General features: G+C 40.4%; 34 protein-coding genes and 1 tRNA gene. 1 reads left to right on the top strand and 34 read right to left on the bottom strand.

The genetic code is table 11. From position 1 onward, the window contains the following. Positions 1-67 precede the first annotated feature (67 nt). The 34 genes from EGT34_RS15815 to EGT34_RS15675 all read right to left on the bottom strand — a co-directional run bounded on the left by EGT34_RS15815 (position 68) and on the right by EGT34_RS15675 (position 21,835). Positions 68-3,739: a transglycosylase SLT domain-containing protein gene (locus EGT34_RS15815; RefSeq protein ID WP_125305488.1), complete on the bottom strand. Its 3,672-nt coding sequence runs from the start codon at positions 3,737-3,739 to the stop codon at positions 68-70. Positions 3,740-3,796: 57 nt separating this feature from the next. After that, complete coding sequence (locus EGT34_RS15810) at positions 3,797-4,348, bottom strand: hypothetical protein (protein ID WP_060454554.1); 552 nt, start codon at positions 4,346-4,348, stop codon at positions 3,797-3,799. Positions 4,349-4,424: 76 nt separating this feature from the next. After that, positions 4,425-4,640: a hypothetical protein gene (locus EGT34_RS15805; protein WP_025468566.1), complete on the bottom strand. Its 216-nt coding sequence runs from the start codon at positions 4,638-4,640 to the stop codon at positions 4,425-4,427. A 35-nt stretch (positions 4,641-4,675) separates the two neighbouring features. Continuing rightward, positions 4,676-5,191, bottom strand: coding sequence for a phage tail assembly chaperone family protein, TAC (locus tag EGT34_RS15800; RefSeq protein WP_060454555.1), 516 nt, complete (start codon positions 5,189-5,191; stop codon positions 4,676-4,678). Continuing rightward, positions 5,191-5,664 (bottom strand): phage tail tube protein, encoded by a 474-nt coding sequence (locus tag EGT34_RS15795; protein ID WP_000024425.1) that lies wholly within the window; start codon positions 5,662-5,664, stop codon positions 5,191-5,193. Before EGT34_RS15795 ends, EGT34_RS15800 begins: the two co-directional genes overlap by 1 nt. A gap of 75 nt (positions 5,665-5,739) precedes the next feature. Continuing rightward, complete coding sequence (gene gp17 / locus EGT34_RS15790) at positions 5,740-6,111, bottom strand: tail completion protein gp17 (RefSeq protein ID WP_000568015.1); 372 nt, start codon at positions 6,109-6,111, stop codon at positions 5,740-5,742. After that, a complete protein-coding gene (locus EGT34_RS15785; RefSeq protein WP_000211398.1) occupies positions 6,111-6,596 on the bottom strand; it encodes an HK97-gp10 family putative phage morphogenesis protein in 486 nt (161 codons plus the stop codon). The genes gp17 and EGT34_RS15785 overlap by 1 nt, the downstream gene beginning before the upstream one ends. Positions 6,597-6,599: 3 nt before the next feature. Beyond that, on the bottom strand, positions 6,600-6,956 hold the full coding sequence (locus EGT34_RS15780; protein ID WP_060454556.1) for a phage head closure protein: 357 nt from the start codon (positions 6,954-6,956) through the stop codon (positions 6,600-6,602). A gap of 146 nt (positions 6,957-7,102) precedes the next feature. After that, the gene (locus EGT34_RS15775) at positions 7,103-7,396 is read right to left on the bottom strand and encodes a head-tail connector protein (RefSeq protein ID WP_039908105.1); all 294 of its coding nucleotides are present in this window, start codon (positions 7,394-7,396) and stop codon (positions 7,103-7,105) included. After that, positions 7,393-8,853 carry a phage portal protein gene (locus EGT34_RS15770; protein WP_060454557.1) on the bottom strand — a complete coding sequence of 487 codons (1,461 nt, stop codon included), beginning with the start codon at positions 8,851-8,853 and terminating at the stop codon, positions 7,393-7,395. Before EGT34_RS15770 ends, EGT34_RS15775 begins: the two co-directional genes overlap by 4 nt. A gap of 11 nt (positions 8,854-8,864) precedes the next feature. After that, entirely contained in the window at positions 8,865-9,032 is a 168-nt protein-coding gene (locus EGT34_RS21060) for a hypothetical protein (protein ID WP_167850441.1), read from the bottom strand. 90 nt (positions 9,033-9,122) lie between these two features. Continuing rightward, positions 9,123-10,466 carry a phage major capsid protein gene (locus tag EGT34_RS15765; RefSeq protein WP_060454558.1) on the bottom strand — a complete coding sequence of 448 codons (1,344 nt, stop codon included), beginning with the start codon at positions 10,464-10,466 and terminating at the stop codon, positions 9,123-9,125. After that, the gene (locus EGT34_RS15760; protein ID WP_060454559.1) at positions 10,463-11,056 is read right to left on the bottom strand and encodes an HK97 family phage prohead protease; all 594 of its coding nucleotides are present in this window, start codon (positions 11,054-11,056) and stop codon (positions 10,463-10,465) included. The genes EGT34_RS15765 and EGT34_RS15760 overlap by 4 nt, the downstream gene beginning before the upstream one ends. A 54-nt stretch (positions 11,057-11,110) precedes the next feature. Then, positions 11,111-12,613: a terminase large subunit gene (locus EGT34_RS15755; RefSeq protein WP_060454560.1), complete on the bottom strand. Its 1,503-nt coding sequence runs from the start codon at positions 12,611-12,613 to the stop codon at positions 11,111-11,113. A 32-nt stretch (positions 12,614-12,645) separates the two neighbouring features. Further along, on the bottom strand, positions 12,646-13,110 hold the full coding sequence (locus tag EGT34_RS15750; RefSeq protein WP_125305487.1) for a TerS protein: 465 nt from the start codon (positions 13,108-13,110) through the stop codon (positions 12,646-12,648). 107 nt (positions 13,111-13,217) lie between these two features. Next, complete coding sequence (locus EGT34_RS15745; RefSeq protein WP_228158101.1) at positions 13,218-13,550, bottom strand: HNH endonuclease; 333 nt, start codon at positions 13,548-13,550, stop codon at positions 13,218-13,220. 35 nt (positions 13,551-13,585) lie between these two features. Beyond that, a complete protein-coding gene (locus tag EGT34_RS15740; RefSeq protein ID WP_060454569.1) occupies positions 13,586-13,828 on the bottom strand; it encodes a hypothetical protein in 243 nt (80 codons plus the stop codon). A 53-nt stretch (positions 13,829-13,881) separates the two neighbouring features. Further along, the gene (locus EGT34_RS15735) at positions 13,882-14,064 is read right to left on the bottom strand and encodes a hypothetical protein (protein WP_024437298.1); all 183 of its coding nucleotides are present in this window, start codon (positions 14,062-14,064) and stop codon (positions 13,882-13,884) included. Next, on the bottom strand, positions 14,054-14,584 hold the full coding sequence (locus tag EGT34_RS15730) for a hypothetical protein (RefSeq protein ID WP_000433061.1): 531 nt from the start codon (positions 14,582-14,584) through the stop codon (positions 14,054-14,056). Before EGT34_RS15730 ends, EGT34_RS15735 begins: the two co-directional genes overlap by 11 nt. A 58-nt stretch (positions 14,585-14,642) precedes the next feature. After that, positions 14,643-14,873 (bottom strand): hypothetical protein, encoded by a 231-nt coding sequence (locus tag EGT34_RS15725; protein ID WP_125551029.1) that lies wholly within the window; start codon positions 14,871-14,873, stop codon positions 14,643-14,645. Between the two features lie 37 nt (positions 14,874-14,910). Beyond that, positions 14,911-15,081, bottom strand: a complete 171-nt coding sequence (locus tag EGT34_RS21055) for a hypothetical protein (RefSeq protein ID WP_162830746.1) — start codon at positions 15,079-15,081, stop codon at positions 14,911-14,913. A 2-nt stretch (positions 15,082-15,083) separates the two neighbouring features. Then, positions 15,084-15,227, bottom strand: coding sequence for a hypothetical protein (locus tag EGT34_RS21050; RefSeq protein ID WP_153310298.1), 144 nt, complete (start codon positions 15,225-15,227; stop codon positions 15,084-15,086). A 120-nt stretch (positions 15,228-15,347) separates the two neighbouring features. Continuing rightward, positions 15,348-15,438, bottom strand: a tRNA-Ser gene (locus EGT34_RS20915). A 442-nt stretch (positions 15,439-15,880) separates the two neighbouring features. After that, on the bottom strand, positions 15,881-16,180 hold the full coding sequence (locus EGT34_RS21315; RefSeq protein ID WP_228713129.1) for a hypothetical protein: 300 nt from the start codon (positions 16,178-16,180) through the stop codon (positions 15,881-15,883). Between the two features lie 35 nt (positions 16,181-16,215). Further along, on the bottom strand, positions 16,216-16,776 hold the full coding sequence (locus tag EGT34_RS21310; RefSeq protein WP_228713128.1) for a hypothetical protein: 561 nt from the start codon (positions 16,774-16,776) through the stop codon (positions 16,216-16,218). Between the two features lie 65 nt (positions 16,777-16,841). Next, positions 16,842-17,336, bottom strand: coding sequence for a hypothetical protein (locus EGT34_RS15715; protein ID WP_060454562.1), 495 nt, complete (start codon positions 17,334-17,336; stop codon positions 16,842-16,844). 14 nt (positions 17,337-17,350) lie between these two features. Then, positions 17,351-17,620, bottom strand: a complete 270-nt coding sequence (locus tag EGT34_RS15710; protein WP_034117036.1) for a hypothetical protein — start codon at positions 17,618-17,620, stop codon at positions 17,351-17,353. Between the two features lie 52 nt (positions 17,621-17,672). Then, complete coding sequence (locus EGT34_RS21125) at positions 17,673-18,185, bottom strand: hypothetical protein (protein ID WP_075884367.1); 513 nt, start codon at positions 18,183-18,185, stop codon at positions 17,673-17,675. Next, complete coding sequence (locus EGT34_RS21305) at positions 18,182-18,655, bottom strand: hypothetical protein (RefSeq protein ID WP_223618379.1); 474 nt, start codon at positions 18,653-18,655, stop codon at positions 18,182-18,184. The genes EGT34_RS21125 and EGT34_RS21305 overlap by 4 nt, the downstream gene beginning before the upstream one ends. After that, complete coding sequence (locus EGT34_RS15695; RefSeq protein ID WP_034117038.1) at positions 18,652-18,930, bottom strand: hypothetical protein; 279 nt, start codon at positions 18,928-18,930, stop codon at positions 18,652-18,654. The genes EGT34_RS21305 and EGT34_RS15695 overlap by 4 nt, the downstream gene beginning before the upstream one ends. Continuing rightward, on the bottom strand, positions 18,927-20,258 hold the full coding sequence (locus EGT34_RS15690) for a replicative DNA helicase (RefSeq protein WP_079391551.1): 1,332 nt from the start codon (positions 20,256-20,258) through the stop codon (positions 18,927-18,929). Before EGT34_RS15690 ends, EGT34_RS15695 begins: the two co-directional genes overlap by 4 nt. Further along, complete coding sequence (locus tag EGT34_RS15685) at positions 20,258-21,295, bottom strand: DUF1376 domain-containing protein (RefSeq protein ID WP_060454563.1); 1,038 nt, start codon at positions 21,293-21,295, stop codon at positions 20,258-20,260. The genes EGT34_RS15690 and EGT34_RS15685 overlap by 1 nt, the downstream gene beginning before the upstream one ends. Next, a complete protein-coding gene (locus EGT34_RS15680; RefSeq protein WP_060454564.1) occupies positions 21,295-21,591 on the bottom strand; it encodes a hypothetical protein in 297 nt (98 codons plus the stop codon). The genes EGT34_RS15685 and EGT34_RS15680 overlap by 1 nt, the downstream gene beginning before the upstream one ends. A 58-nt stretch (positions 21,592-21,649) precedes the next feature. Then, positions 21,650-21,835 (bottom strand): hypothetical protein, encoded by a 186-nt coding sequence (locus tag EGT34_RS15675; RefSeq protein ID WP_002028116.1) that lies wholly within the window; start codon positions 21,833-21,835, stop codon positions 21,650-21,652. A gap of 128 nt (positions 21,836-21,963) precedes the next feature. On the opposite strand from EGT34_RS15675, the gene EGT34_RS15670 reads away from it, so the two are divergent. After that, positions 21,964-22,656, top strand: coding sequence for a S24 family peptidase (locus EGT34_RS15670; RefSeq protein ID WP_002028118.1), 693 nt, complete (start codon positions 21,964-21,966; stop codon positions 22,654-22,656). The last annotated feature ends 89 nt before the right edge of the window (positions 22,657-22,745 follow it).

Raw genomic sequence — 22,745 nt, 5'->3', positions numbered from 1 at the left:
TCCTGAAAAGCAATAAACCCACTCAGTAAAGTGGGTTTATTTGGGTTTAAGTGGTTAAATTTAGGTATTAGCGTCTCACTAGATTAAACAAGACACCACCTTGACGACTTTCACGTCTAGCCCATGCGTCCATTGCATTATTCAGAGATTCAGCAATTTGCTTTTGACCTTGTGTATTGACGCTTGCAGATCCATCAGCAAACGTAATTTGCTGACTAATTTGTACATTGCCCTCACTAGCCCCGTTTTGACGATTATTTAAATAATTCGTCAAATCTTTGTTCTGTTGAGGGTTTAATACACGTTCACCACCATCTAAAAGCCATGTGCCTTCACGCGGGATATTATCTATACCGTTGTGGGCCATACCTTGGATTGTTTGGGCTGCCATGATGCCAACTGAAGCGTAACCTGTTGCCCTAACAACTCCAGCCAAAACACTCCCATAAGCACCACCTTGCGCCAGTGCCTTAGTAGCACCTTCCTCCGTATTAACAATTGCTTGAGCTATTGAAGCAGCCTTAGAGGCAAAGAACATAGTTTTGTAAAGTGCATTTGACTTCCCAACACTTTGCTCTAATAGTGCGGTCATGTCTGAAAAGACCTGCCCAGTCATTCCAGCAATTTGCGAATAGACTTGCATTTTGGTTTCAAAATTCTGTTGATCCAAATCACGCTCTTTTTGTGCGTAATCTGCATCAAGTGCAGCTTTCGCTTGCAAATACTGCTCATGTGCATCTAAAAGCATAGAATTGCGAAGATTCTCATCTGATATTGCACTTATTCCAGCAACTTCATCGTTATAGGATGTTTGGAGTCCTCCGAAATCTGAAGAATATTGATTTTGCAAATTAAACTTTGAAAACTCTTCAGGATTAAGTCTATTAAATAGAGATTGAGCAGAGTTCTGACCAACTTGAAAGACGCTGTCAGAAGCTTGGTTTAAAGTTTCAAAAATTGCATAATCCTTAGATTTTGCCATCTCTTCGCGAACACGTTTACTTAAACTATAAGTTTGAAGTATTTCTTCACGTTCACGTTGGTAACGCTTCACAACAATTTCAGTCTGGTTTAGATAACCCTCAAACGCCGACTGAATTTGTGCATCTTCTTCGCGTTTTACGGCAGCAATTTCAACTTGTTTTTGACGCTCAAGAGCAGCTTTAATCTCTAAAGCTTTTTTCGATTTCCCGTACTCATACTCGGCATTAGAGTCGATTAACTCTTTTTGTCGATCAAAGTTTTGTTCAATCTGCTTGATTCGATCAGTTTCAAAAGCAAAGTACTGGTTGTACTCTTCCTTTTTATCAGACTCAAGTTTTGCAATTTGAGCGGCATATAGGGCATTTTCCTTATCAATCATCTCCTTAAGCTGCGGTGTACCAGCATAGGCGAAGGTAATCTTTTCAATATTATCTTGATGCTCTTTTGCAAGTCGTTGAGCTTCGGTGTAATACCGAGCATCGACATCTTTTTTAGCATCATCAATGGCTTTTTGAGATTCAGCAGCCTTATTAATTAATTCAAGTTGATCTGCCTGTGTAGGCATTAAAATTGAATTGTCTACAGTAGATTTTCCAGATACTCCGGCGAACCACTTCTGGAAACCCGGTGCGTAACCAGCAACCTCTTTACGCTTGCTATCTGATAGACCACCTTTTAAATAGGTTCTTAAGCCACCTGCACCTGCATTGTAGGCCATGAGTGCTTTATCCATGGCTCCAAAATCAGCCAAATGTTTAGATAAGTCTTTAGCTGCTGCTGTTGCAATTTCTTCAGTAGAACTTTTGGCATTAAGACCATACTGCTTTCTAAACACACTCGTTGTTTGGAAAAGACCTATTGCCCCAGTATGACTTTTTGCTCCAGCATTCGCCCCAGACTCTTGAAGAATCAAGGCAGCAAGTGTTCCAGCAGGCAAACCATACAAACTTTCAATCTGAGCAAAATTATTTGCCTTAGCAATACCTTGCGCACGAGCAATTGCCGCCAACTCGTCTTTACTAAAAGTATAATTTTTTAGATTGAAGTTTTCGCGGGCAGCAAGTAGCACATCCTTTGGCAATGGTGCTTTAAAAGCATTTTCTCCATTTGCTGCGATCTGTGCATCAGCATAAACATTCGCTTTATCTACACTTACCCCCTCTCTTACAAGTGTCTTGATATATCCTTCTCTAAGCACATCTTGTTTGGCTTGGGTAATGTAGTCACGTTGTTTTTGTGTCAGTGATTGCCATGCCTTAGTAGAGTCTTTGACAGCTTTTGCTTGAGCTTGCTGTGATTTAGTTGTCTCATCAGTAACATCTTTAACTAATTTTTGGATCTCTTTTTGACGATCTATAGAGTTATTTGCAGCATTAATTTTTGTATCTAATTCAGCAACAAACTTAAGTGTACTCTCACTAACCAAGCCTTGCTTTTGTAGCTGAGCAAAAGCATTCTTAGCTTCATCCCCACCTTGTTTTAAGCTAGCAAGGTACGCTTGAACCGCTGTAAATTGCTTAATATCACCTTGAACTTTCAAGTCGTTTTCAAATTGTTCTAACGCTGTAAGAAGACTTTTTAGTTCTTTGGTTTGTTTTTCAACCTCCTCACTTGCCTCAATACCTTTTATAGCTAACTGTGCTGCGGTAAAGCTTTTATATTTTTGTCGAAGTTCACTAAGTGCTAAACCTTGCTCTTCAAATGCACTTGTTGCATCTTGAGTGTGTTTGGTCATCAATAAATATGCACCACCAGCTACAGCAATTTGTGTTGCTAACATTGCCAATCCAGCAGGACCACCAAGTAAAGCCATGACTCCAGCTGTAGCGCCAGCAGATCTTGCAAAGCTTGCTAAGCCCACGCCCGCACGAACTGCAAAAATAGCAGTTTGCCCAAGTTGATATGTAGCGACAACCAAAGCAGGAACAAATCTAGTTGCAATGCCAGCAGATACGGCAATAGTTACCGCTTTAATATCATCCCAATTCTCTATAACTGTTTCGATAGCAGGAACAACATTATTTACAAGTCTTGCCTCGACTCCCTGCCATTGTAAATCCATTAATTGAAGGTTTTCTCTTGCTTGAGCTAGGCTTTTAACCAAATCATCAGACATGATTGCACCAGCTTTTTCAGCCGCGTCACCCCATTTTTTAAATCCTTCACCACCATTTTCTAGCAATGGTATAAGTAAAGAAGAATCTGAAATGATTGCTTCCATGTAGAATTTCATATCATTGGTAGAGGCTCCAGCTTTTTCCAATGAGTTATAAAATAGTTGAAGTGCTTCTGGACCGGACAGCTTTTGAAACTGTTGAATCGTTACACCAACTTTAGGGGCTATATTGGTGAAAAAGTCAGCTAAAGGCCCACCACCAGTTTGTTGGAAATCGCCTATACGATCTTGCATGTCTTTCATTTTATCTGCAAAAGATTCCAATGAAATTCCAGCAGTTTCTGCCCCTTTGGCGTAATACTGAAATTCACGCACTGAAGCATTCGCAAGTTTTGAAAACTTTTGAATATCATTTCCAGTCTGAATAACTTGATCACTAAAATTAACAAGTTGAGCCACTGAAAGACCAGCCACCGCACCACTTAATGCACTTACAGCAATAGCTGCAATATTTAAAGAATTGGCAATCCCTTGACTCGATGTTCGCGCCTGCCGTTCAGCTCTACTTAGTGGCTCTGAAAAACTAGCCGTCTGAACCACTAGATCCAGTGTTAATCTGCCAAGTGAATTTGTAGCCATTTCTTTTCTCCGGGCAATAAAAAACCGCCTTACGGCGGTTCATTGAGATGGTCTGGTTTAAAGTTTACTCTCAGCCTCACTAAAACCAGTTGTGTTAAATTTGAATTGTCTTGTTCCATTTCTATAAAATGGAACCTCAATAGTAATTGAATTAAATTTTTTAATATTTTCTAAAAAAGCAGCAGAATTACCATAGAAGGCAAGAATAGTCCCATCTGTACCTTGTACATCATGAATGGAAACATCCATTTTCTGTACTGAATTTTCGCCAAATTTCACAAAAACATCACATCCATATCGCCCGCAATCATATTGGCCTTTATCTATTGTTAAAAAAACTCTTGGTGTGCCTGTTTTAGAATCTAATATATCTAGTTGAAGTCTATTTTCTCCATCATATGGGAATTTTAGATCTGCATTATTCTCCGACCTAACAGCAAGCCATTTTAATTCCTTATTACGCATTTCATCTTTACTAACTACAACCTTCCAATTGGATTCAGAAACTTTTTCCCTGCTTTCTGAAGCGAAAGAAGAAGATATTTTATTGTCTTTTTCGCAACCAGCACCCACCAAACATAGGGCAAAAATTATCAAGACTCTATTCATAATCACACCGTTTTTCAATTTTCTTCAATTTAACAAAACGGTATGTAAATGTCACATGCCCCACCTTATGGCAGGGCTAGTTACTATGATACTTCTCAAAATACTCCTCTAATGACAATGAATTGTCATCGTCTGGAGGCGTTTCATGAGGCATAAATATATAAGGGTCTACTTTTGTTCCCTCTTTAACTTTGAAGCCTGTGTAATGCGCCATCCAGCTTCCAAAGCTTTGCTCTAGCCGGCGACCAAAGAAAAGAGAGCCATATTTTTGACGATAGGCTCTCCATTCCATCAACTCTTTATGACTAATGTTTAATTCGGCTTCTGCTAAAGTGCTTCCACCGATTCCATTGAGGACGAGTTCAATGAGGAGTTCTCTGTCTGCAAGCTCTTCTTCCGAGACTTTCCCAAAAAATTATTAACTTCATCAGCAGCAGCATACATAGCATTTATTAAACTAGGCTCTGCTTTATAGATGTCATTAACACTTGAGAAAAAAGGTGTTCCCTTTTGATCTGAGCAAATTGAACCAAGTAATTGAGCAGCTTGCATGTGAGTTGAATCGATTTTCTTAACCTTTGAATCCTCAAGATTCTCATAATTAAGATCCCATTCAATTGCTTTGGATGCCTCGCGACTTTCCTTGAAGTTCATTTTTTTGACAAAAATATCAGCTTCAAGCTCAACAATATCACCCAGCTCTAATGAATTGTTTTTCGTCAATTTTTTAAGTGACTCAATATTACTTTCAGTCACTTCAACATTCCACTTGACGGCTTTTTTAACTGGAACGTTTAGAGTAGTTACACTCTGCTTTAAGTCTGTAATGCTGATCTTAGCCATTATGGAGCCACCGTGCGTTTAGTTGGAGTTACGCCAGAAGTACGAATCAATGTGAATGAATAACCAACTACAGAATCGACTTCAAATGCATTAGGTGCAGTAGGATTAATATAACCCTTGAATGACCACCACATACGATCCTCTGGCAAATCAATACCGGTAGTAGCATCATAAGTTGGAGCGGTGGAAGCATGACCCGAACCAACATGCCACTCTAAAATCTCTCCGGATTCGGCAATTTCAATTAATTTGTCATGACTGGTGTTCGTATCATCGTAATCGATTTCTACTGCACCTTCACCAGGATCACGCATACCGCGAACATACTGTTTTGATTCTGCATCAAGACAAGTTACATCAATTTTTTGAAATGAATCTTGCCCCAAGTCAATCCGTTTAGAGCAAACAAAACGAACCACTTGACCATTTAACACAGTAAATAACTGTGTTTTTTGAGTTTTAACATTAGCCATTAAGAGCGCTCCTTAATTTTAGGCATAAAAAAGCACCCGAAATGGGTGCTAAGTGAAAATATGGTTTAAGTTTTATTAGCGGTTTACGATCCAGCTAACATCAAAAGAATAGTGGGGCATTCCTGTTACGGGGTCCTTATCTGCCTCGCCATAACGAACCACATAACAATCAAGTTCAATTGCGAAGCGAATTGCTTTTGCAACCTGCTCAACAACCTCCTCATCAGTTGCATATACATCAATTTGAATAATTGCATTATCTGAAACAGGACGTGAATCAAGGTTGCTATTTGAATCACCAGAAATTGTTTGCCAAGTAACATACGGTGTTTCTGGCTCATCTGGAGCTAATCCAAACTTCCAGACACGTAAAATATTATCGTTTTCAAGTAGAGCCTTAACCGCTGGATCTGCTCTGGCTAATTTAAAAATTGGAACATCAATCATTAAGCTGCACCTAAAACCACGCTGAGTTCAAAATTAAACACCTGAACAAATTTATCGGTAACTTGTTCAATGTTTTCGTATAAAGCAGGGCGTAAAAATGGAGTAGCAGGTTGTTTACTTGTGCCTAACTCAAGGAATCGCCAGTAAAAGACTCGGCCGTCCGCTTGGTAAGTTTGACCAACACGCCCAGCACGTCTATTTTGAGCATTGTTTGTATATGGGATACGTGCACCACCACGCACTCCCACGCGCATAACCAAAGTGTTTTTATTTCTACTCCGGCCATTTTGAACCACAATTTCTTTCCAGATTTTTTCAGGAGTGGTGGGATCATCTAAACGTTTAACTTTTTGACGAGCTGCATCTCTTGCAATGTTCATTGCCTGCCGCATCGCTTTACGGGCAATACGTTTTACAGTCTTGTCATTACCAATTGCCCGCATTCGTCTTAATGCAGGCTCCAAGCCATGTATTTGAGTTGTCATAATTTACCCATTCCATGCTTTATCACCTGTTGCAAGGTTGATAGTTAAATACTCACGGCGTGAGTCTGGGTCTCGCATTGGGTTCCCATCAATCTTGTAATAGTACCCTTCAAAAAGAACCCGCATTGTGCTATCAACTTGTTTTGTTGTGCTGCTATATCGCACTTTTGCACGGGCTTGTATCAAGCTATTGGCTGCTTTGGCAGCAATAACATCACGTGTTGATAAGTCGGTAACTTCCGCCCAAACTGTTGTGAAATTTGACCATGTGATAATCAATTTACCTGTCTTTGGGTCTTGAGTTTGTATGGGCTTTTGAATGGTGATGCGGTGACGTAGGTCGCTTGCTTTCTGTCCCATAAATACCTCATGGTTTTTTTGGTGGCTTACTTAGCTCGCCAGATTTTTTAGCCTTGTGGCATGGTTGATACCCACCACCTGCACGAATGTTCTTGCATGCCCAACATTGACATCCAAATAAATATTCCCGAATACCCATAAATACCTCAAACAGCAGTAGGCGTTCGATAAGTAAATAGAAGAGATTGCACTGGCTGTGGCATAAAATTGCCATTCACTGGCGCATCTGCTTCGGCGTTACGGTGTTTGTCGTAATATCCAACAAATACGAGCACAGCTAAACGGAACTCTTCTGGATATGGCTCAACATGGTGAATCACATCCGTATAGCGTAAAACGGCCGATTCAGCCGCTTTTCTATAGATTTCTAAGTTCGTGTCATTTGAATCATCGTCATAGCGAAGGTGTTCTTTGACTTCTGCAAGTGTAACTATGCTCATTCTGTCCACTCCTTCGCGCACAACTTAAAGTTTTTATGATCAAATTCGCCTAAATGGTCATTCTCAACATGCCATAACGAGCCATTTTTAGTGACGAACTGCCCTTTTTTATAAGCCACATCATCTTTAAAAACGCCCGTATAAAGCGATTTAAGCGCGTTTTCACCTTCTGGCTGTTCTGCATCGGGTTTCGGTGTTTCCGCAGACTGTGAAGCGCTAGATGAAGGATTAAATGGGTCATCCTTGGCATCACGCTTAGCAAGTGCTTCAAGCGAGAAGTTTTGCTGTTGCATGTAAACTGTATCGCCTCCATTTAGAGGCAATTTGCCGATTTTTGCTCGGCCCTCATTAGGTGTAAGCAATGAACCTTTCACGTCATCACGAACCATAGTATGGAATCGTTCAGAATCCATGCGAATAAGCATGTCGATATCAAGGAAGGACTCAACGTTAAAAGATGGCAGGTCTAAACCTTCATCCAATAAGTTTTCACGTGCTTCGATTAAGGCTTGTAGGCAGTCAGAATAATAAATCCCGTTAGCCTTCTCTGAATCGTCTGGAACAGTGCCAATGCCAATCTTGAAAGGTGGAACATTGAATACACTACAAACCACACGGCCAGACATTTCTAATAACTCAATCATTTGAGAGTCAGCAGCACTCATACCTAAGGATTGGTAAGTCATGCCATCACCAATGACGGCCGTCTTACCAAAGTTCGCACCAGAATAATTCGTGTTCCAACGAGCTTGGATTTCTTCAGCCTTTTCTTTCGTGATAGATCCTGGAGCAACCAAGATTCCACCCGGTCTGCTTCCATTTCCAAAGAAGTTAGCAGCGTTCTTGATTATCTTCACTCCCATGCCTGCTGCAACGCCACACGCCATAATTGGTGATAAACCAACTAATGGATGGTAGAAAGCGTTAATACGGTCATGGATGATTTCAGAGGCAGGAACAATCACTGATTCGGTTTGTGTTAAGCGGTCTGTATTGAACTGATAAAACACATTGCCGTAGTCATCAACTAAAGGACAAACAAGATCAGGGTTAAGCACCACCATTCGGTAGACTTCACCAAAAACATCGCGCAATTTCCAAACGTAAGTATTGCCACGAAGCAATAAACTAGATGTCCACTGCTCTTGAAACTGCTGCCAAGTCTGGTAATTGTTCGGTTTCTTTAAAACTCGCAACTTTTCAGGGATATCAACATTAACCAACACCCCTTCTTTCTTGCGCTTCAAGAGAATTGGCAATTTTCCAATATCTTTAGAGATAAGGCTTACACATGCAAAAACAGCATAAGACGCGACAAGGTCATCACGTGTTAATTCATCATTTTTCTGCCAAGCACCTGAGTATGGCTCTTGCACAAATAGGCTATTCCAAGTCTGCCCAGCACTATGGACACTTTGAAAGCTCTTTTTACCTCTTAACCAGTCAAAAATGCCCATTTTTACCGCCTTTATTCGCTAGTTTTTACTTCTTTTTTAGGTTTGCTTGTTGCCTTTTTTGGTTCCTCATAAGGCTTAGCAACACCTGTTTTAATCAAGATATTTGCTTCAAAATCGGTTACTTCTTTGATATCACCAACATTGGCGTCATGCATAACCTGTAAATATTCAATTTTCATAGCTGCTCCCATAGCTCAACAATGAAATCTCATTGCTCAGATATGAAAACAGCCCCAATGAAGGAGCTGTTTTAAGATCAATACGCCAACTTATGGAGTTGGAGTAGTTGTGTAGTCTAGATAAGCTGCGGCCACTGGACGACGCTTAGCCCAAGTAATGAACTTCTCTACACGTACAGCAAATTTGTTTTCTTGCCATAAGTGGTGAGTCGTTCCACCATCAACTAATGTCGCTTGGTCGCTGTAAGAAACATCCACACCACCATCTTGTGCAAGTAAGATCTCGCTTGTTTTCACAAGGATGATTTTGTTGCCAAGTGCTTGTGAAGTGATTACAGGAATACCAAGCAAGGTACGAGAACCGCGTAATGCCATGCCGTTGAAATAAGAATTACCCAAGGCATCACGTAACAAAGCGATTTGTGCTGCACGTGTTTCTGACATCAAGAAGTACGCACCATCCAAACTTAAGTTGTTAGTAACGAAAGTGTTAATCAATGCAAGTAAATCTTTTTCATATGCAGCTGCCGTCTCACCAGTGTTTGGCGTCATGGTTACACCATTAAGTACACCAGCCGGACGAGTTGAAGAAGCTGCTACAGCATCAAGGAAGGTGTTATCGACCAATGTTGCACTTGCAGCGATTAAGTCATCACGTACCAGCACGCTTACAGAAGGATCTGAGCGACGCATCAACTCTTGGGTATAAACCGTAATAGCAGCTAGCTTGTGCTCTCCGATTTCTACTTCACTAAAAGTTGGGTTTGTAAGTGGCTTAGCAGCACCCTCACCAACCCATGAAGCCGTACCACCTGTTACTTGAGAAGGAATTTTTGAACGGAAAGGAACTGCACGGAAGCCTTGAAGCTTATCGAAGACAGTTGCTTGGCGAAGCAATTCAACAAACTCACCAACCAAATGGTTCTCATGTACCAATGTCGCTGCAAAACCTGAATCAGTCGTAGTACCAAGAGTCGCCTTAGTAATTAAGTCTTGAACTTCTTCACCAAAGCCCATTTTCTTAGCAACTTCCAATGGCGACTCGAATCGGCCTTCTTTAGCATTTAACTGAGAAATCAGTTTTGCTTGGGCATATTGTGCAAATCCAACACCTTTAGGAAGGTTCGACTTAACAATAATCTTATTGTCGCCTTTTGGATCTGGATCACCTTTCGCAGATTTTTTAGATTCTTCTGGATTATCACCAGCAACAGGAGTCGCATTTTCAGCGGCAGCTTCAGTAGCAGCGATTTGCTTTTTAGTGCGCTCGATGTTGACTTCAATTGCTGCAATTTCTTTTTCGAGAGCTTGGATTTCTTTTTCGGTTTCTTCATCTGGTGTAGTACCAGCTGCGGCCGATTTAGATAATGCCGTCTGCATTGCTTGGTTCTTTTCAGCTAATGCCTTTAGCAATTTTTTTAAATATTCATTCATAGTTTTACTCCACCCTTTGTTGGGCTATTAAGTTTTACAATTACGTGTTTTTGCTCAGATGAATCGCCATCTGCTGCGGGTTTCTGAGGTTGTTTGCCCAACGCGGCTTTGTGTTCCTCAAATGCTTTTCTAAAATCTGTTCCGCTATCACGGTTATCAGGGATTGTTACAAGGGAGAGTTCGTACCATTCCCACTCGTCAAACTGAATGCCGCCACCTTTAATCATTTTGGCTTGATCCCAATTTGGGATAAAACCAACTGATAAACCTTTTACTAGGTCATACTTCAGTGATTGATAAGCTTCATTTACTCGCTCTTTTAAGCGCCCATCTTCTTTGATTTCAGGAATATGTAGCGTTACCTCAATCCCTTTTTCTGTGACCTTTGCTTCGGTTACATGTCCAATTGGCTGACGCATGTCGTGGTGAAATAGCAACGGCATTGGCAGTTGAAACTTCGCGCCTTTAGGGATCATGATGTCTTTTGAACGATCCTGATTAGGTGTACTAGCCACCCCTGTAAATGTTCGCTTTTCTTCATCAACGGCTTTTATTTCGAACGAGCCGAATGATTTGTGCAGAGCAGTCATAGCCCCTCCAAAATGCAAAAACCGCCAATTAAGGCGGTCATTAGTTGAAATTAATTAGACGAAAAAGACGTTGTATTCTGCTTGCCTAATTTCCTCGAAATTAGACACACCACAAGCCATAGCCAATGCTACGATTGGGTCAATGCGGTTTGTTGCTTTGGACTTATCCAGCTTCCTACCCCCAGCAGGATCCTTAACCACTACAGCATTTGCTGCTGCAAGTTCAAGAACAGGGTTATCACTATGGATAATTCGTGCATTAAGAAGCTCAGCCTCTAATGTGTCCAAAGCTGGGGACATATCTTTAAAACCTTGCCCGAATGGAACTAATGGCAATTCCAAGCCAATCAAGTCACATTCTTTTTTGAATACATCGATACGCCATCTGTCAAATGCAATTGCATGCAATATCTTTAAATCAGATGCAATTTCACCAATCATTTGCGCTACGAAACCATAATCTACAGTTGCGCCTGGTGTGGTGAACATGTGCCCTTGTTTAACAAACAGGTCATACGGCACACGGTCACGCTTTGCCCTGTCATCTAGTCCGACACTTGGAGTCCAGATATACGGGTAAACATGAAACTTGTTGTCTTTTTTTCCTAAAAATACGCATGCTGTTAAGTCTGTTCGAGCTGATAAATCCAGTCCTGCCCATACTTCATCACACTCGTAAATTGGCGGCAATTCACCAAGGCAAGTATCCCAAGTCTGTTTTGCAATAAACGGTGAAACAGTAGAAACACGCTGATTCAAGTTTAGGTTCCTGAAAGTGTTTTCTGCACTCGGCATCCGACTAGCCTTTTCTGCTAACTTCTGCATATCAGGCTCCGATCTAAACTTACCCAATGCTGGATTGGATAGCTTCCATGAGTTCTTATCTAAAATATCGCTATCCATTGGTGTGGTGTATAGGTGACACACTGTTTTTGGGTCTTCGCCTTTTAAAGCGTCATCAATCCAGATGCTTAATAGGTCTGCATCAGTAGCAGCCTGCGTACTAATCACCATCAAGAGTGGCGCTTCATGTGCACCCTGTGCTGTTACCACTGCGTCCACAAACTCATCTTGCGGCCCTTTTACCTGACCTGTCTCATCAAGAATCGCCAGAATAGGAGATAAACCATGTGTTGTTTTACCCTCAGCAGATAAGGCTCTAAACTCAACGTTTTTCGCTAATCCTATTAGAGTTTTTGTCGATGGGATGATATGAACTAGGTCTTGAAGTTCCTCATTCAAGTTGATCATCTTTACAGCCAGTTTAAATACAATGGCAGCCTGATCCCTTGATAATGCACCACTAACAATCTGGCTGTTTTGCTTTGCTTCTGGGCCAATCAAGTGAGCTAAAAGGATGCCCGCGATTAAAGCTGTTTTCCCATTTTTTCTAGCAATACTCAATATTGCTGTATGTGTTCCATGCGGATTGTCATAAACATCTAAGATGAACTTTTTCTGGAAGTCCTCAAGAATAATCGGCTGCCCAACATGTGCTCCTTCTGGAGCCTTGCAATATCTTTCAATAAATGCGATTACTCGCTCACCACGTGTCATAACTCACCTATAAGACGATAGGTAATAAAAAATCAGCTCGGTCGAGCCAGTAAATCATCTGATCCCTTTGTCTTTTCTGCTGTCTGTCTTCCTTTTGCAGCGGCTGAATTTTTACCTCTTTGTTTATCTGAATCCCCAACCGTTGCCACAGCATGCACCTGGATATGTTTTGACAGTGCAATTGATCTTCTGCTGAGTGTTTCCAGTAGTGAATGCTTAGGATTGAGGACAACCGTTCCTCGATCATTCGTCAGCGTGTCACCCTCAATCAGAATCTCTTGCTGAATTCGCTCAATGTCTGCCTGACAACGAGCTAAGTTTGCTGCATGTTGCAGGTCTACCGTATTCCAACTTTCCTTTACGCGCGCGCGCACGAGAGCATACCAAAATGGCATATCAATATCTCGAAGTTGAACGTGTTCTGGTGGTGCAATATCTTGATCATCTACCAGTTGCGTTTTGACATGAGTACTGTCAGATCGTTTTCTTCCTGCCATGTGTTTTAACCCTTAAAATCCCAATAGAATTAAAATGTGATTTCGGTGGCGGTCTCTAAATAAAATAATTTTGAAATTTTACCCTCCCCCCTACCTCATTGATTTTTTTATTTTTTATTCCAATGGTGATTTGGGTCGAGTGGAATGCCACGATCATCACAACCTATAACAACTTCTAGTTTTTCCTGTCTTTGAATCGTTGAATCATGATGGAACTTACAAACTGCTTGCCAATTGCTTCTATCCCAAAATAATGCTTGATCCCCTTTGTGCGGAACAATGTGATTGACCACATTTGCAACTTCAACCTTGCCCTGCTCTTTGCACATTACACAAAGTGGGTTTGAACGTAGATATGTTTCTCTAGCCTTTCGCCACTTTGAATTGTATCCACGTTCACTCGATGTTCTTTTGTCACTTCGCCATGTAGGAGTCTTCACAATATTCACCCTATTTCACATAACGCCATGAGCTGTCAATCTTTTGTGGTGTTCTCTGTGCCTGTAGCGTCTGTAACTTGTTCTTGAATGTTTGGAGTTTCATTTAAGTTTACTCGCGCATCTACACCATTAAGTAAGTCAATGGATATCCAATCGATATCCAAACCGTCACGTTGATAACTTTGAACCAGTTTAACTAATTCAAGCTCCAGTTCTTTGCGCTTCAATTCAGGAGTTCTAGTCTGTTCCAGCATACTTAAAGCATTTTTATCCCACATCTTCCGAGTATCTTCATCAATTAAGAAAAATTGCTGGCCTTTATTCATTATATTCACCCATCCAATGATGTAGATTTACGTGTTGGTTCGCCGTCTTCAAACATCATTAGAACTTCATTTAATTGGGCGGCTTGCTCAGCATTGATTTGGACAATCAAGCTGTTTTGTTCAATCAACTTATTGTTTTGCTCTATCAGCTTAAGCACCACGTCTTGCAAATTTGAATCATTGCTCATTTTGATAACACCACTTAAGGTCATCCGGGATAATCAACATCACGCCCAAGTCTCTATGTGCATAGATGTTGATCTTATCCAGATATTTGGTGAATTCTTTAATGGTGGCCTTCTTGCTTTGCAGGTGGTCTTTAATGAAGGTATTGACCAAAACTTGGTAATCCTTTTCAAGTTGACGGCGCTTAGGTCCATCGAATGCTTGAATAACATCTTTAAAGTTCTGCAAAGCCATGTACTTTTCTGCAGTCTCTTGCCGACCTTCAACATAGATCCGGGCAAGAAACTTTTTCTTAAAAAGTAAATGAAGGTCATCCTTTGAGTTACCGGTCTTTTGCTTGATCTGCTCAAGCCAAGCCCAATAAAGCCGATTTTGTGCGGCGCTCCTGTCGTCTTCCTTCTGGTTGATTCTAACGACTAAAGGTTTACCTTCTGCGGCTGCTTTGGAGTGGTTATTGTTCAGATAGTTAATTACCTGAACAATTCCTGAATAACTATTGATTGGGAATGTTGCTGGTTCCATATTCCCACCTATACCTTAACCCACCGCTTTTAATGGGTTTGTTTGGGTTATTTATAATTCAAAATAATTCTTTATCAGACTCAAGCATTGCGTTGGTTCGCTTAAGCCACTTATTAAATAAGTCTTCGCTTTCCTGTCTGTTGCCTAGTTGGTAGGTATCAAATAAATGATGGCAGGAAAAACACATAGAAACAGTTTTAGAGTCGCAAGCCTTAATAGATCTGCCTTTACCGTCTTTGCTTGAATTAGAGTGCGCGGCTTGGCTTGGTGCTGGTGCACCACATCTCATGCATGGCAGCTTGCGTACTTCGGCTAGTCTTTTGGCATCACGCATTCAACATAGACCGTAAATTATTAATCTTGTTTCTCAGTCGAATAATGATTCGATCTATAACAAGCATTTCTTCACGACTTAACCCAGTGCGAGATAAGTTCTGGTAGCGGTTTAATTCATCCGAATATTTATTTAGATTTTTCTTGGCTTCGCTTGTGTCCATAGTCACCCCATTAATAGCTTGTAAGCCCCGTAGACAGCCAGACCTAAGATAACCAAGATTGAACCCAAACAAATGTAACTATGAATACGATCTGCTCGGTCTGCCTTTCTAATTCTTTCTTGCATTCGTTTTGAATAGTCATCCATTGGCATTCTCCAAAAATAAAAGCCCCGCCAATAACTAGTATTTGGCAGGGCTTCATGCGCCGTAATCCGTTCGGCAAAATTGAGAGGTGCCCCAACAAAGCACCTCCCGCGAGATATTCTTGGTGGAAGATGTGAGACTCGAACTCACACGGCTGTAACACCCAACTGTTTTCAAGACAGCGACCCATAGACCGACTTGGTTTAATCTTCCTGAATTGCCACAGCTTTCTCAGTACTGTGGCCTACTGCTACTCAACACTACTTGCTTCTCAAAGTTAGCTATTGATCGGCTTTTGTGTCTTTCGTTCGCTTTGGGCGGGGTGTCACCCACAACTTAGGGCTCTACGGCTAACTCAGCATGTGACGAAATCATACTGGATTCAAACCATCTACACGGCAGGTTTCAGCATCTCACCGTTTGCAATACAAATACTGCAAATCTCATCACAAAAAGATGAGCGCCTATTAACTTAAGGTTCCCTAATAGGTAGGACCAGAAACGCAAAAAGCCCATCAACTTAATGACAGGCTTTGATCTAGTTTCGCCTTCTTGCGTATGGTGCAAGGGTTACTTACTAATTTAGTTGCACCTTATTTACACTTCGCACAACTTTAACATAAAAATACCACTAGCCCTGATCAGGGTCAAGTGCTCAAGCAAAATTATTTGCATATTTCTCAATAATTTTTTGATCATGTGGTTTTGTAAATAACACGGAGAATTGAACTAGGTTTTCAGGGGTAAATAAGCGATTACCTCTTTTTATATAGTCCTCCAACTCCCTCAAATTTTGGTCATGCTGTCTAAGCTTTTTGGATAATGCCTTAATTGCCACCCCGTCCATTTGGTTGGGGTTCTTGATTTCCCTGTACAGACGATCAAAGTAGTCCTTTAACCTTTCAGCATTATGCCAATTGGCGATAACATCATATTCAGCAATATTTGCGACCAAAACCCGCTTGATGTCTGAGATGTTCTTTCTACCACTTAGGATTTCAGCATTGATTTCTTCTTCTGTTTTGAAGTCATCAATAAAATAGATCCGTTGCTTGTTACCTCTTGTCCAATTCTCCTTCGCATCCAGTAATCAAATGCATCTTCTTTAAAGCTCTTTACTGCCATCTTTATTTGCAAGAATGTCATTTTGCCCGACTGGTTCAAAATTCTTTCTAGACTTTCCTTTAACTGTGGCAGCTTTTCATACATTGCCTTAATTTGCAGATATTGATTCGCATTGTCTCTAAGATGCTTGAATTGTTTAGCTTTTTCATCAAAACTCACACCAAAGTGTTTTTTCCCGCACTTATGGCCAATGATAATTTCATTTCCATCATGCAGTGCTGCGATATAACCTTTTTGATGTTTCTTTCCACAACTAGAAATCCCACAACTAACAAAATCCCTTAGCACATAAAAACCAACTAAATCAGAGATAGTGTTTTGAACATCCTCACCCCTAGCAATCGTCACTTTTTCAACAAAATTAGGTCTAGATGTGATTTCTTCAAAATTTGTTATTAAATTAAAATGTTGCGGATTTTCTATCATTCTTGCTCACCGTTGTTTAATCTTCATACAATTATCTGAATTACCAATAAATATCAATAGTTAGATCATACTGAGCCATTTTTATATCTAATAAACTGGTAGCGATTGTGCAAAGCTGCTAAGCCACAACGAACATCGTATTTTGCATCCATGGCTGTTCGCTCTGGAGTTACTAACTGAGTCCATGATTTTTGATTGAAATAACGCTCAATAATTGCATCCATCCAATCAAGCATAGCCTCAGAAGTGCAACCGTCTAAAATATCAATAATCAAGCGCTGTACGGCTCTAGCCTCGTCATCTGTAATTAGGCAGACATTTGGTTTTTTTGAGTGTTTATCAATAAAGTTTTCGTCACATAGGTAATAGGAAATGATCTTTTCTCTATCGCCCTTCTTAAGTCTTAGTTTTGCTTTCTTAATCGCCCCCACTAACGGGTTTTCAGTAGATCCACCAAATCGAATCACTGCCCCTTGCCAATAACCAAATTGACGCAACCATTCCGGCAAATCATATTTAGACCAGTCTACACCTTGCATGATATGTAACTTTGAATTCATAATTATTTTTCCCCTTACTTACCGTATCTCTTGATGTGACTTCTGACTTTTTCTCTATTGACTTCTCCACTTGCTATTTGTCTGTACATTTTTTTGGTTTGCCAAACGACATAGATAATTAAAATTGGAGAATACAGAACCCGTAGAAGGATTAAGAGTATTTTTAAAGTTACCTCCAAATAGTCCAAAAGGTCATACCATTGATCCTTAAACCAACCCTTCAAAAAGAATCCTTGCCATTGCATGGTGAGCTTTAATGCATCCACATCAACTTTGAATTTCATAGAACCCAACCCTCAACCAAACTTATTAAATCTAAAATTATTGTCTGCCACTTCAAATCAAATACTCCTTTCCGCACTGATGGCAAATGATCAGCTTGTTAAAGAATTTCTGTGCTTTTGGTAAGTCGGTACACTTACATTTCTGGCTATTGGCTTCGATCAAATTTTCAAGATGATCAAGCTGTTTCTCTACCTGCGGAATCTCCTCATTGGACCAAAGGTTGTATTCACTTCTTAAGCTTAAAACGTGGTCTTTAATCTGCTTTTTAAATTCAAGCATTCGCTCTAAAGACTGGTCATGCTGCGTAATGATCTTGTGTTGATGGTTTACCAGCCACTTGAGTTTGCCTATTCTGATTTGTGTTGCTTCTGCCTCTACAGCAACCTCATCCGCTTTAATCGCTGCCTCAAATATTGAGAACACACCCCATAAGAGAACGAGCCATAAAAACCATGACGGGAAGCCATTTGCAGAGAGCGCTGTATATACAATTGCCACCATGCCAAAAATAGAAAATCTCGCAAAAACCAAATCAAGGTCGGGTTTAATTATTTTATGGCTCATGCTTTGCGCTCCCCACTTGACATATCCACCAAACCACCATGGACAGCTACTAATTCTCTTTGAACTTCCCCTGTATCGCTATGTGAATGTCCAAGCATTAAAGCTATCCCATCACCAACAATAAGGTAATTTGCATCTGGAAAGCTTTTGCGAATATCTTTCATCAACCTTCCAAAACCTTTGGCTAGTTCTTTAAATTGCTTTTCAAAGTTAGGATTAATCCAATTAAGTAGCGAATTAGCATTCACATCTCCACCAGCAATAACGTTCAATACCTCCTGATTGTTCATGCAAATTCTGATTACTCCGTCATATCCCGACTCGCTTTCTTTTTTAAACTTTTCTATCAAATTTGACCTTCTTAATTTTACGTATAAACAATTTGCTGCACGGGTTTCCGCATCTCTTACCCCTTGTCCATAAGCGCTGCGTAAGGACATCATTTTTTTGTAAGTCATTTGTTCTTTCATGCTTTACGCTCCCACTTATTAGAACGGTAAAAAATTAGGTATAAAGCCAACAAGAATTGGGTTAGATGAGCGAACGCCAGATACTTACCCCCATCAAATACAGCCAGAGCCGATACACATAAAAAGAAAAAAGTGATATCCATGAAGGCTAGTGAAAAGCGAAATTTAGCTAGACTTCCTGAAAACTGGTACAGCTTTGCAGCTATTGCAGCTACAACCAGTCCCATAAAAGCAGCAATACAGATAACAGTCATAATGATTAGGAATGTTTTCATTCTTCTAGCTCCTGAATGGCTTTAAATCTACACATGTCTAAATGCTCTTGAACTCTGACTGCCCCCCTTTTCCCGTGTCGATTTTTGGCAATAATTAATTCTGTAACCCCGAGAGGTTGAAGTGTTTTGTCATCAGTTAATGGATTAACAAGGATGATCTGGTCTGCATCTTGCTCGATCTGCCCTGATTCCTTAATGTCAGAAGCTTTCGGTTTCTTACCTTTTTCTGATTCACGATTTAATTGAACGAGCGCTACAACCGGGCATTCAAACTCCTTAGCCATAGATTTAAGTTCACGACTAATAGAGCCAACTTCTTGAAAGCGGTCTTTTTTGCTTGGATCTCTTACAAGCTGAAGATAATCAACAATGATGCAGCCAAGTTTGGTACCTGCTTTGGCAAAACGGCGCTTTGCTCTTCTCGCGTAGGCTCTAACCTCACTTATGCTTGGTTTCTGCTTTGGTTCGATCCAAATTGGTAGACCGCTGTAAACCTCTCGATACCTTGCATATTCCTTTAGTAATCCGTCATAAAGTGTTGCATTGTGCAAGTTGTCATATGGAATAGAACTAAGTGAACTAAACATTCTGTTTGAGAGTGTCTCTTTGTCCATTTCTGCTGATATAAAAAGAACCCCCTCCTTTTTAACCATAGCAGTATCAATTGCCATCATTTGTGCCAGAGTTGATTTACCAGAACCAGGACGACCTCCAACAACACAAAAATGACCGTTTTGTACTGTGCCAAGCATCTTATCGAGCGTTACAAGATTGAATCTAACTCCAGATAATTGATTCTTAGTTTTCTTCTCTGATTTCTCTATCATTTGCGCCAATGCGCTAGTCAATGCTTCACCAAAGCTTGCGCCCATATCGCCATCTTCTGTTTTATCGATTTGACTCAAAAGATTTTCAGCTTCAATGAATGCGTCTGGCACTGTAGTGTCTTTAGCCATTGCGGCAATGCGAAAACCAATTTGCTCAATTTTTCGGTGCGTCTTGAGTTTTTTTAATTGAGTTACATAACTTTCAGCATTGTAAAAACTACTTGGCGCATCCTGCATAAGCTGAATCAAATAATCCTCACCACCCATCAAATGCAAAACATTTTTGCCCTTTAAGTAGTTACTAACCATAACCACATCGTAAGGATGGTTGCTTTCAGAAAGCTCTACGATTGCCTTGTATATTTGTTGATGACGATCTGAGTAAAAACATTCTGCATCCAACTCCTGACCAATAGACTCAAGTGACAAGGATGTAGCCATTAAAGCCGCAAGAACACATTGCTCCATGTTCACATCATGAATATTTGAATTAAATGACATTACCAATCCCCCTCAATTACCTTGTATTGAGCAGGAATGGTCTGCACATCCTCAATTTGAGGACATGCTATTACCTGTGCTGGATTAGACATGGCAAGAAAGTGATCAAGCTTGGTTGCATCGCGGCAAATTAGCGTTAGATCAGTATGATTGCCCTCAATATGGAATTGAGATTTAGAGCACCCAACAATAGCGGTCTTGATATCTTCAACCGTGTAACCCTCTTTGAGTCTTGCTTGAATTTTGGATTTGCGCGGGTTATCAAGAACGGTTCGATTATTCTTGTTAAACGTCACTTTCCAAAACTCGAAAACCTCTTGAATCTCATTTTTGAAATTCTCTTTAGGCTTTTCAGCAGACATAGGTTCGCCGTTAGGCGGACATATATTTATATTATTTCCCTTATGTTCTATTACTTCTCCCTTAAGAGCAGAATTCGAAGGAATTCCGCTAGATTGATTTTGGCTTTCTTTTGGAGTTCCGTTGGAATTCCGATGGAATTCTTGTGGAACACTTGTGGAAGACTCAACCCAATCTTTTGGACATCCAGCAGCTATCCATTGTTCACTTGTTGGAATATCTATGGATTTCTTGCCTTCTGACTCAAGCTTTTTGTTGTATTTCCGCATTCTGTCCGCAAATTTTGCGTAGTGATGGCCCTGTTTTGATGCCCAGCTTTCCTGTGCTTTCTCGCAGATTGTTGGGTGATAGATGCGGCCATCATTGCACTCTTTCCAGCCATGCAATGCCTCAGCTTTAACCTTTACCCATTCCCCAATGAAGCGACCAAAACCCGCAAGATTTGCAAGAATACGATCATCATTTGGAAGTGATCCAGCAGGCACTTGATGCCATGAAGCACACCAAAGCAAAACACCTGCCTTAAATGCTTCCCCATCTGTAATAGCTGTGAAATCGCTGTCTCTGAAACGCACCACATCAAGTGGCATGTATGCAAAGTCGCGTAAATCCACATCACTATCAATTAATGGATCAGGCAAAATTACCCCGCCATCAATAGAATTATTATCGTGCATTACAACTTATCCTTTGCTCTTAGACGGTTAATTACAGCGCTCTCAAAGCGGTTGATTAGTGCGTACAGGTGCCAGTTCTTTCGCAAGTCTTCAATGATTTCCTTTGCGCTATGAGAAGTTTTGTCAAAGTCCTTCTCAATTCCTAAAGCTTTTTCAAGATCCGTATGTGCTTTTCTATAAGCATCAAGCGTTTCAACATAAGCATCATGATCTACTTGCCATTGAGTAAGGACTTGATCCTCATCATCATATGGGCTTGCACAGTCTGAATTTTGTGCTAAGATTTGTTCATTCATTTTGGTTTGCTCCAAATACGATATTCAAACCGCTATCTGTTACAGCAGATGGCGGTTTTTATTTCTTTGGTGTTGGAATAAAATCGACTAAGAGTAATTCAGGGTGTTTAAGTCTTTCCTTAGCGGGAATGCCTCTAATTTTCCAGTTTTGAACACGCTGAACGTTGTAGCCCAAGGTTTGAGCCAGTGCAGTAGCACCTCCGTGCTTGTCGATAAGCTCAGCATCTTTTTGGACACTACTCATTAGCACCTCGAAATAAATCATTTTGATTGATTCAGTATACACAAACAAAAAAATCATTCAATCATTTTGATTTACACAAAATGTGTTATTATTTGCAGCAATTAATTCTAAGCCTTGCCGAGAGAGTCATGGAAAAGAAGCAAATTCACCCAACAATGGAACGCGTCTACCAAGTCACAAAAATCACTGGGGCCGATTTGGCTTACGCCTTAGATGAGACTCCTCAAATTGTTTACAATTGGGAGCGCCGAGGTATTTCAAAAACTGGTGCTTTCAAAGTATCCAATAAATTTAATATTGATGTCGGCTGGATTCTTACTGGAAAGGGTTCACCATCCATTGATAGTGTTAGAAATAAAAAAATCACCACAGATACTAAACGAGGTGGTTGGGTTCCTGTGAAGTCATACTCGAAGATGGGAATGGATGGTTATTACACTGAAATGGGATATTTAGGTAATGGCGGAGACGGCTATGTACCCTCTCTTACGGCAGGGCCAAATGCTTACGCTGTAAGAGGTACAGGTGATTCAATGTATCCTGCTATTCGTAATGGTTGGTATGTGGTTTGTGATCCAGATGCAGAGCCAACACCTACAGAATTTGTAGAGGTTCAACTGAAAGATGGTAGACGAACCATTAAAGAATTTATTGGAATCGTTAATAATGTACTTCATCTTTTAGCTGTAAATGGCGAGGCAAGGATGACTATTGATATGGAGGATGTGTCTGCAATTGTTGCGGTATCTGATATCATCCCGCCAAGTAAGCATGTGCATGAGTATCCAGTTCAACCCATGCAGAATATATATTTAGATTAAGAAAAATAAAATAAAAAAGCCCGCTATTCAAAAAAGCGGGCTTTTTTATTAACTAAAAATAATTAATCAAAATGATTTAAAATTATCTT

The sequence above is a fragment of the Acinetobacter sp. FDAARGOS_558 genome (genome assembly GCF_003937785.1).
Classification (GTDB): Bacteria; Pseudomonadota; Gammaproteobacteria; order Pseudomonadales; family Moraxellaceae; genus Acinetobacter; species Acinetobacter baumannii.
This window is presented reverse-complemented; position numbering and strand designations above follow the sequence as displayed.

Excerpts from the sequence above, each read along its gene's own strand:
- EGT34_RS15675 (WP_002028116.1), bottom strand. The coding sequence starts at position 21,835 with ATGAGTAGTGTCCAAAAAGATGCTGAGCTTATCGACAAGCACGGAGGT.
- EGT34_RS15800 (WP_060454555.1), bottom strand. The coding sequence starts at position 5,191 with ATGGCTAAGATCAGCATTACAGACTTAAAGCAGAGTGTAACTACTCTA.
- EGT34_RS15740 (WP_060454569.1), bottom strand. The coding sequence starts at position 13,828 with ATGTGGGATAAAAATGCTTTAAGTATGCTGGAACAGACTAGAACTCCT.
- EGT34_RS15775 (WP_039908105.1), bottom strand. The coding sequence starts at position 7,396 with ATGAGCATAGTTACACTTGCAGAAGTCAAAGAACACCTTCGCTATGAC.
- EGT34_RS15685 (WP_060454563.1), bottom strand. The coding sequence starts at position 21,295 with ATGCACGATAATAATTCTATTGATGGCGGGGTAATTTTGCCTGATCCA.
- gp17 (WP_000568015.1), bottom strand. The coding sequence starts at position 6,111 with ATGATTGATGTTCCAATTTTTAAATTAGCCAGAGCAGATCCAGCGGTT.
- EGT34_RS15755 (WP_060454560.1), bottom strand. The coding sequence starts at position 12,613 with ATGACACGTGGTGAGCGAGTAATCGCATTTATTGAAAGATATTGCAAG.
- EGT34_RS15795 (WP_000024425.1), bottom strand. The coding sequence starts at position 5,664 with ATGGCTAATGTTAAAACTCAAAAAACACAGTTATTTACTGTGTTAAAT.
- EGT34_RS15680 (WP_060454564.1), bottom strand. The coding sequence starts at position 21,591 with ATGAATGAACAAATCTTAGCACAAAATTCAGACTGTGCAAGCCCATAT.
- EGT34_RS15735 (WP_024437298.1), bottom strand. The coding sequence starts at position 14,064 with ATGAGCAATGATTCAAATTTGCAAGACGTGGTGCTTAAGCTGATAGAG.
- EGT34_RS15690 (WP_079391551.1), bottom strand. The coding sequence starts at position 20,258 with ATGTCATTTAATTCAAATATTCATGATGTGAACATGGAGCAATGTGTT.
- EGT34_RS15730 (WP_000433061.1), bottom strand. The coding sequence starts at position 14,584 with ATGGAACCAGCAACATTCCCAATCAATAGTTATTCAGGAATTGTTCAG.
- EGT34_RS15760 (WP_060454559.1), bottom strand. The coding sequence starts at position 11,056 with ATGACTGCTCTGCACAAATCATTCGGCTCGTTCGAAATAAAAGCCGTT.
- EGT34_RS15785 (WP_000211398.1), bottom strand. The coding sequence starts at position 6,596 with ATGACAACTCAAATACATGGCTTGGAGCCTGCATTAAGACGAATGCGG.
- EGT34_RS15710 (WP_034117036.1), bottom strand. The coding sequence starts at position 17,620 with ATGAAATTCAAAGTTGATGTGGATGCATTAAAGCTCACCATGCAATGG.
- EGT34_RS15670 (WP_002028118.1), top strand. The coding sequence starts at position 21,964 with ATGGAAAAGAAGCAAATTCACCCAACAATGGAACGCGTCTACCAAGTC.
- EGT34_RS21060 (WP_167850441.1), bottom strand. The coding sequence starts at position 9,032 with ATGAAAATTGAATATTTACAGGTTATGCATGACGCCAATGTTGGTGAT.
- EGT34_RS15815 (WP_125305488.1), bottom strand. The coding sequence starts at position 3,739 with ATGGCTACAAATTCACTTGGCAGATTAACACTGGATCTAGTGGTTCAG.
- EGT34_RS21305 (WP_223618379.1), bottom strand. The coding sequence starts at position 18,655 with ATGAAAGAACAAATGACTTACAAAAAAATGATGTCCTTACGCAGCGCT.
- EGT34_RS15805 (WP_025468566.1), bottom strand. The coding sequence starts at position 4,640 with ATGGAATGGAGAGCCTATCGTCAAAAATATGGCTCTCTTTTCTTTGGT.
- EGT34_RS15780 (WP_060454556.1), bottom strand. The coding sequence starts at position 6,956 with ATGGGACAGAAAGCAAGCGACCTACGTCACCGCATCACCATTCAAAAG.
- EGT34_RS15725 (WP_125551029.1), bottom strand. The coding sequence starts at position 14,873 with ATGAGATGTGGTGCACCAGCACCAAGCCAAGCCGCGCACTCTAATTCA.
- EGT34_RS15715 (WP_060454562.1), bottom strand. The coding sequence starts at position 17,336 with ATGAATTCAAAGTTACATATCATGCAAGGTGTAGACTGGTCTAAATAT.
- EGT34_RS21050 (WP_153310298.1), bottom strand. The coding sequence starts at position 15,227 with ATGGATGACTATTCAAAACGAATGCAAGAAAGAATTAGAAAGGCAGAC.
- EGT34_RS15695 (WP_034117038.1), bottom strand. The coding sequence starts at position 18,930 with ATGAAAACATTCCTAATCATTATGACTGTTATCTGTATTGCTGCTTTT.
- EGT34_RS21125 (WP_075884367.1), bottom strand. The coding sequence starts at position 18,185 with ATGAGCCATAAAATAATTAAACCCGACCTTGATTTGGTTTTTGCGAGA.
- EGT34_RS15810 (WP_060454554.1), bottom strand. The coding sequence starts at position 4,348 with ATGAATAGAGTCTTGATAATTTTTGCCCTATGTTTGGTGGGTGCTGGT.
- EGT34_RS15765 (WP_060454558.1), bottom strand. The coding sequence starts at position 10,466 with ATGAATGAATATTTAAAAAAATTGCTAAAGGCATTAGCTGAAAAGAAC.
- EGT34_RS21055 (WP_162830746.1), bottom strand. The coding sequence starts at position 15,081 with ATGGACACAAGCGAAGCCAAGAAAAATCTAAATAAATATTCGGATGAA.
- EGT34_RS21310 (WP_228713128.1), bottom strand. The coding sequence starts at position 16,776 with ATGATAGAAAATCCGCAACATTTTAATTTAATAACAAATTTTGAAGAA.
- EGT34_RS15750 (WP_125305487.1), bottom strand. The coding sequence starts at position 13,110 with ATGGCAGGAAGAAAACGATCTGACAGTACTCATGTCAAAACGCAACTG.
- EGT34_RS15770 (WP_060454557.1), bottom strand. The coding sequence starts at position 8,853 with ATGGGCATTTTTGACTGGTTAAGAGGTAAAAAGAGCTTTCAAAGTGTC.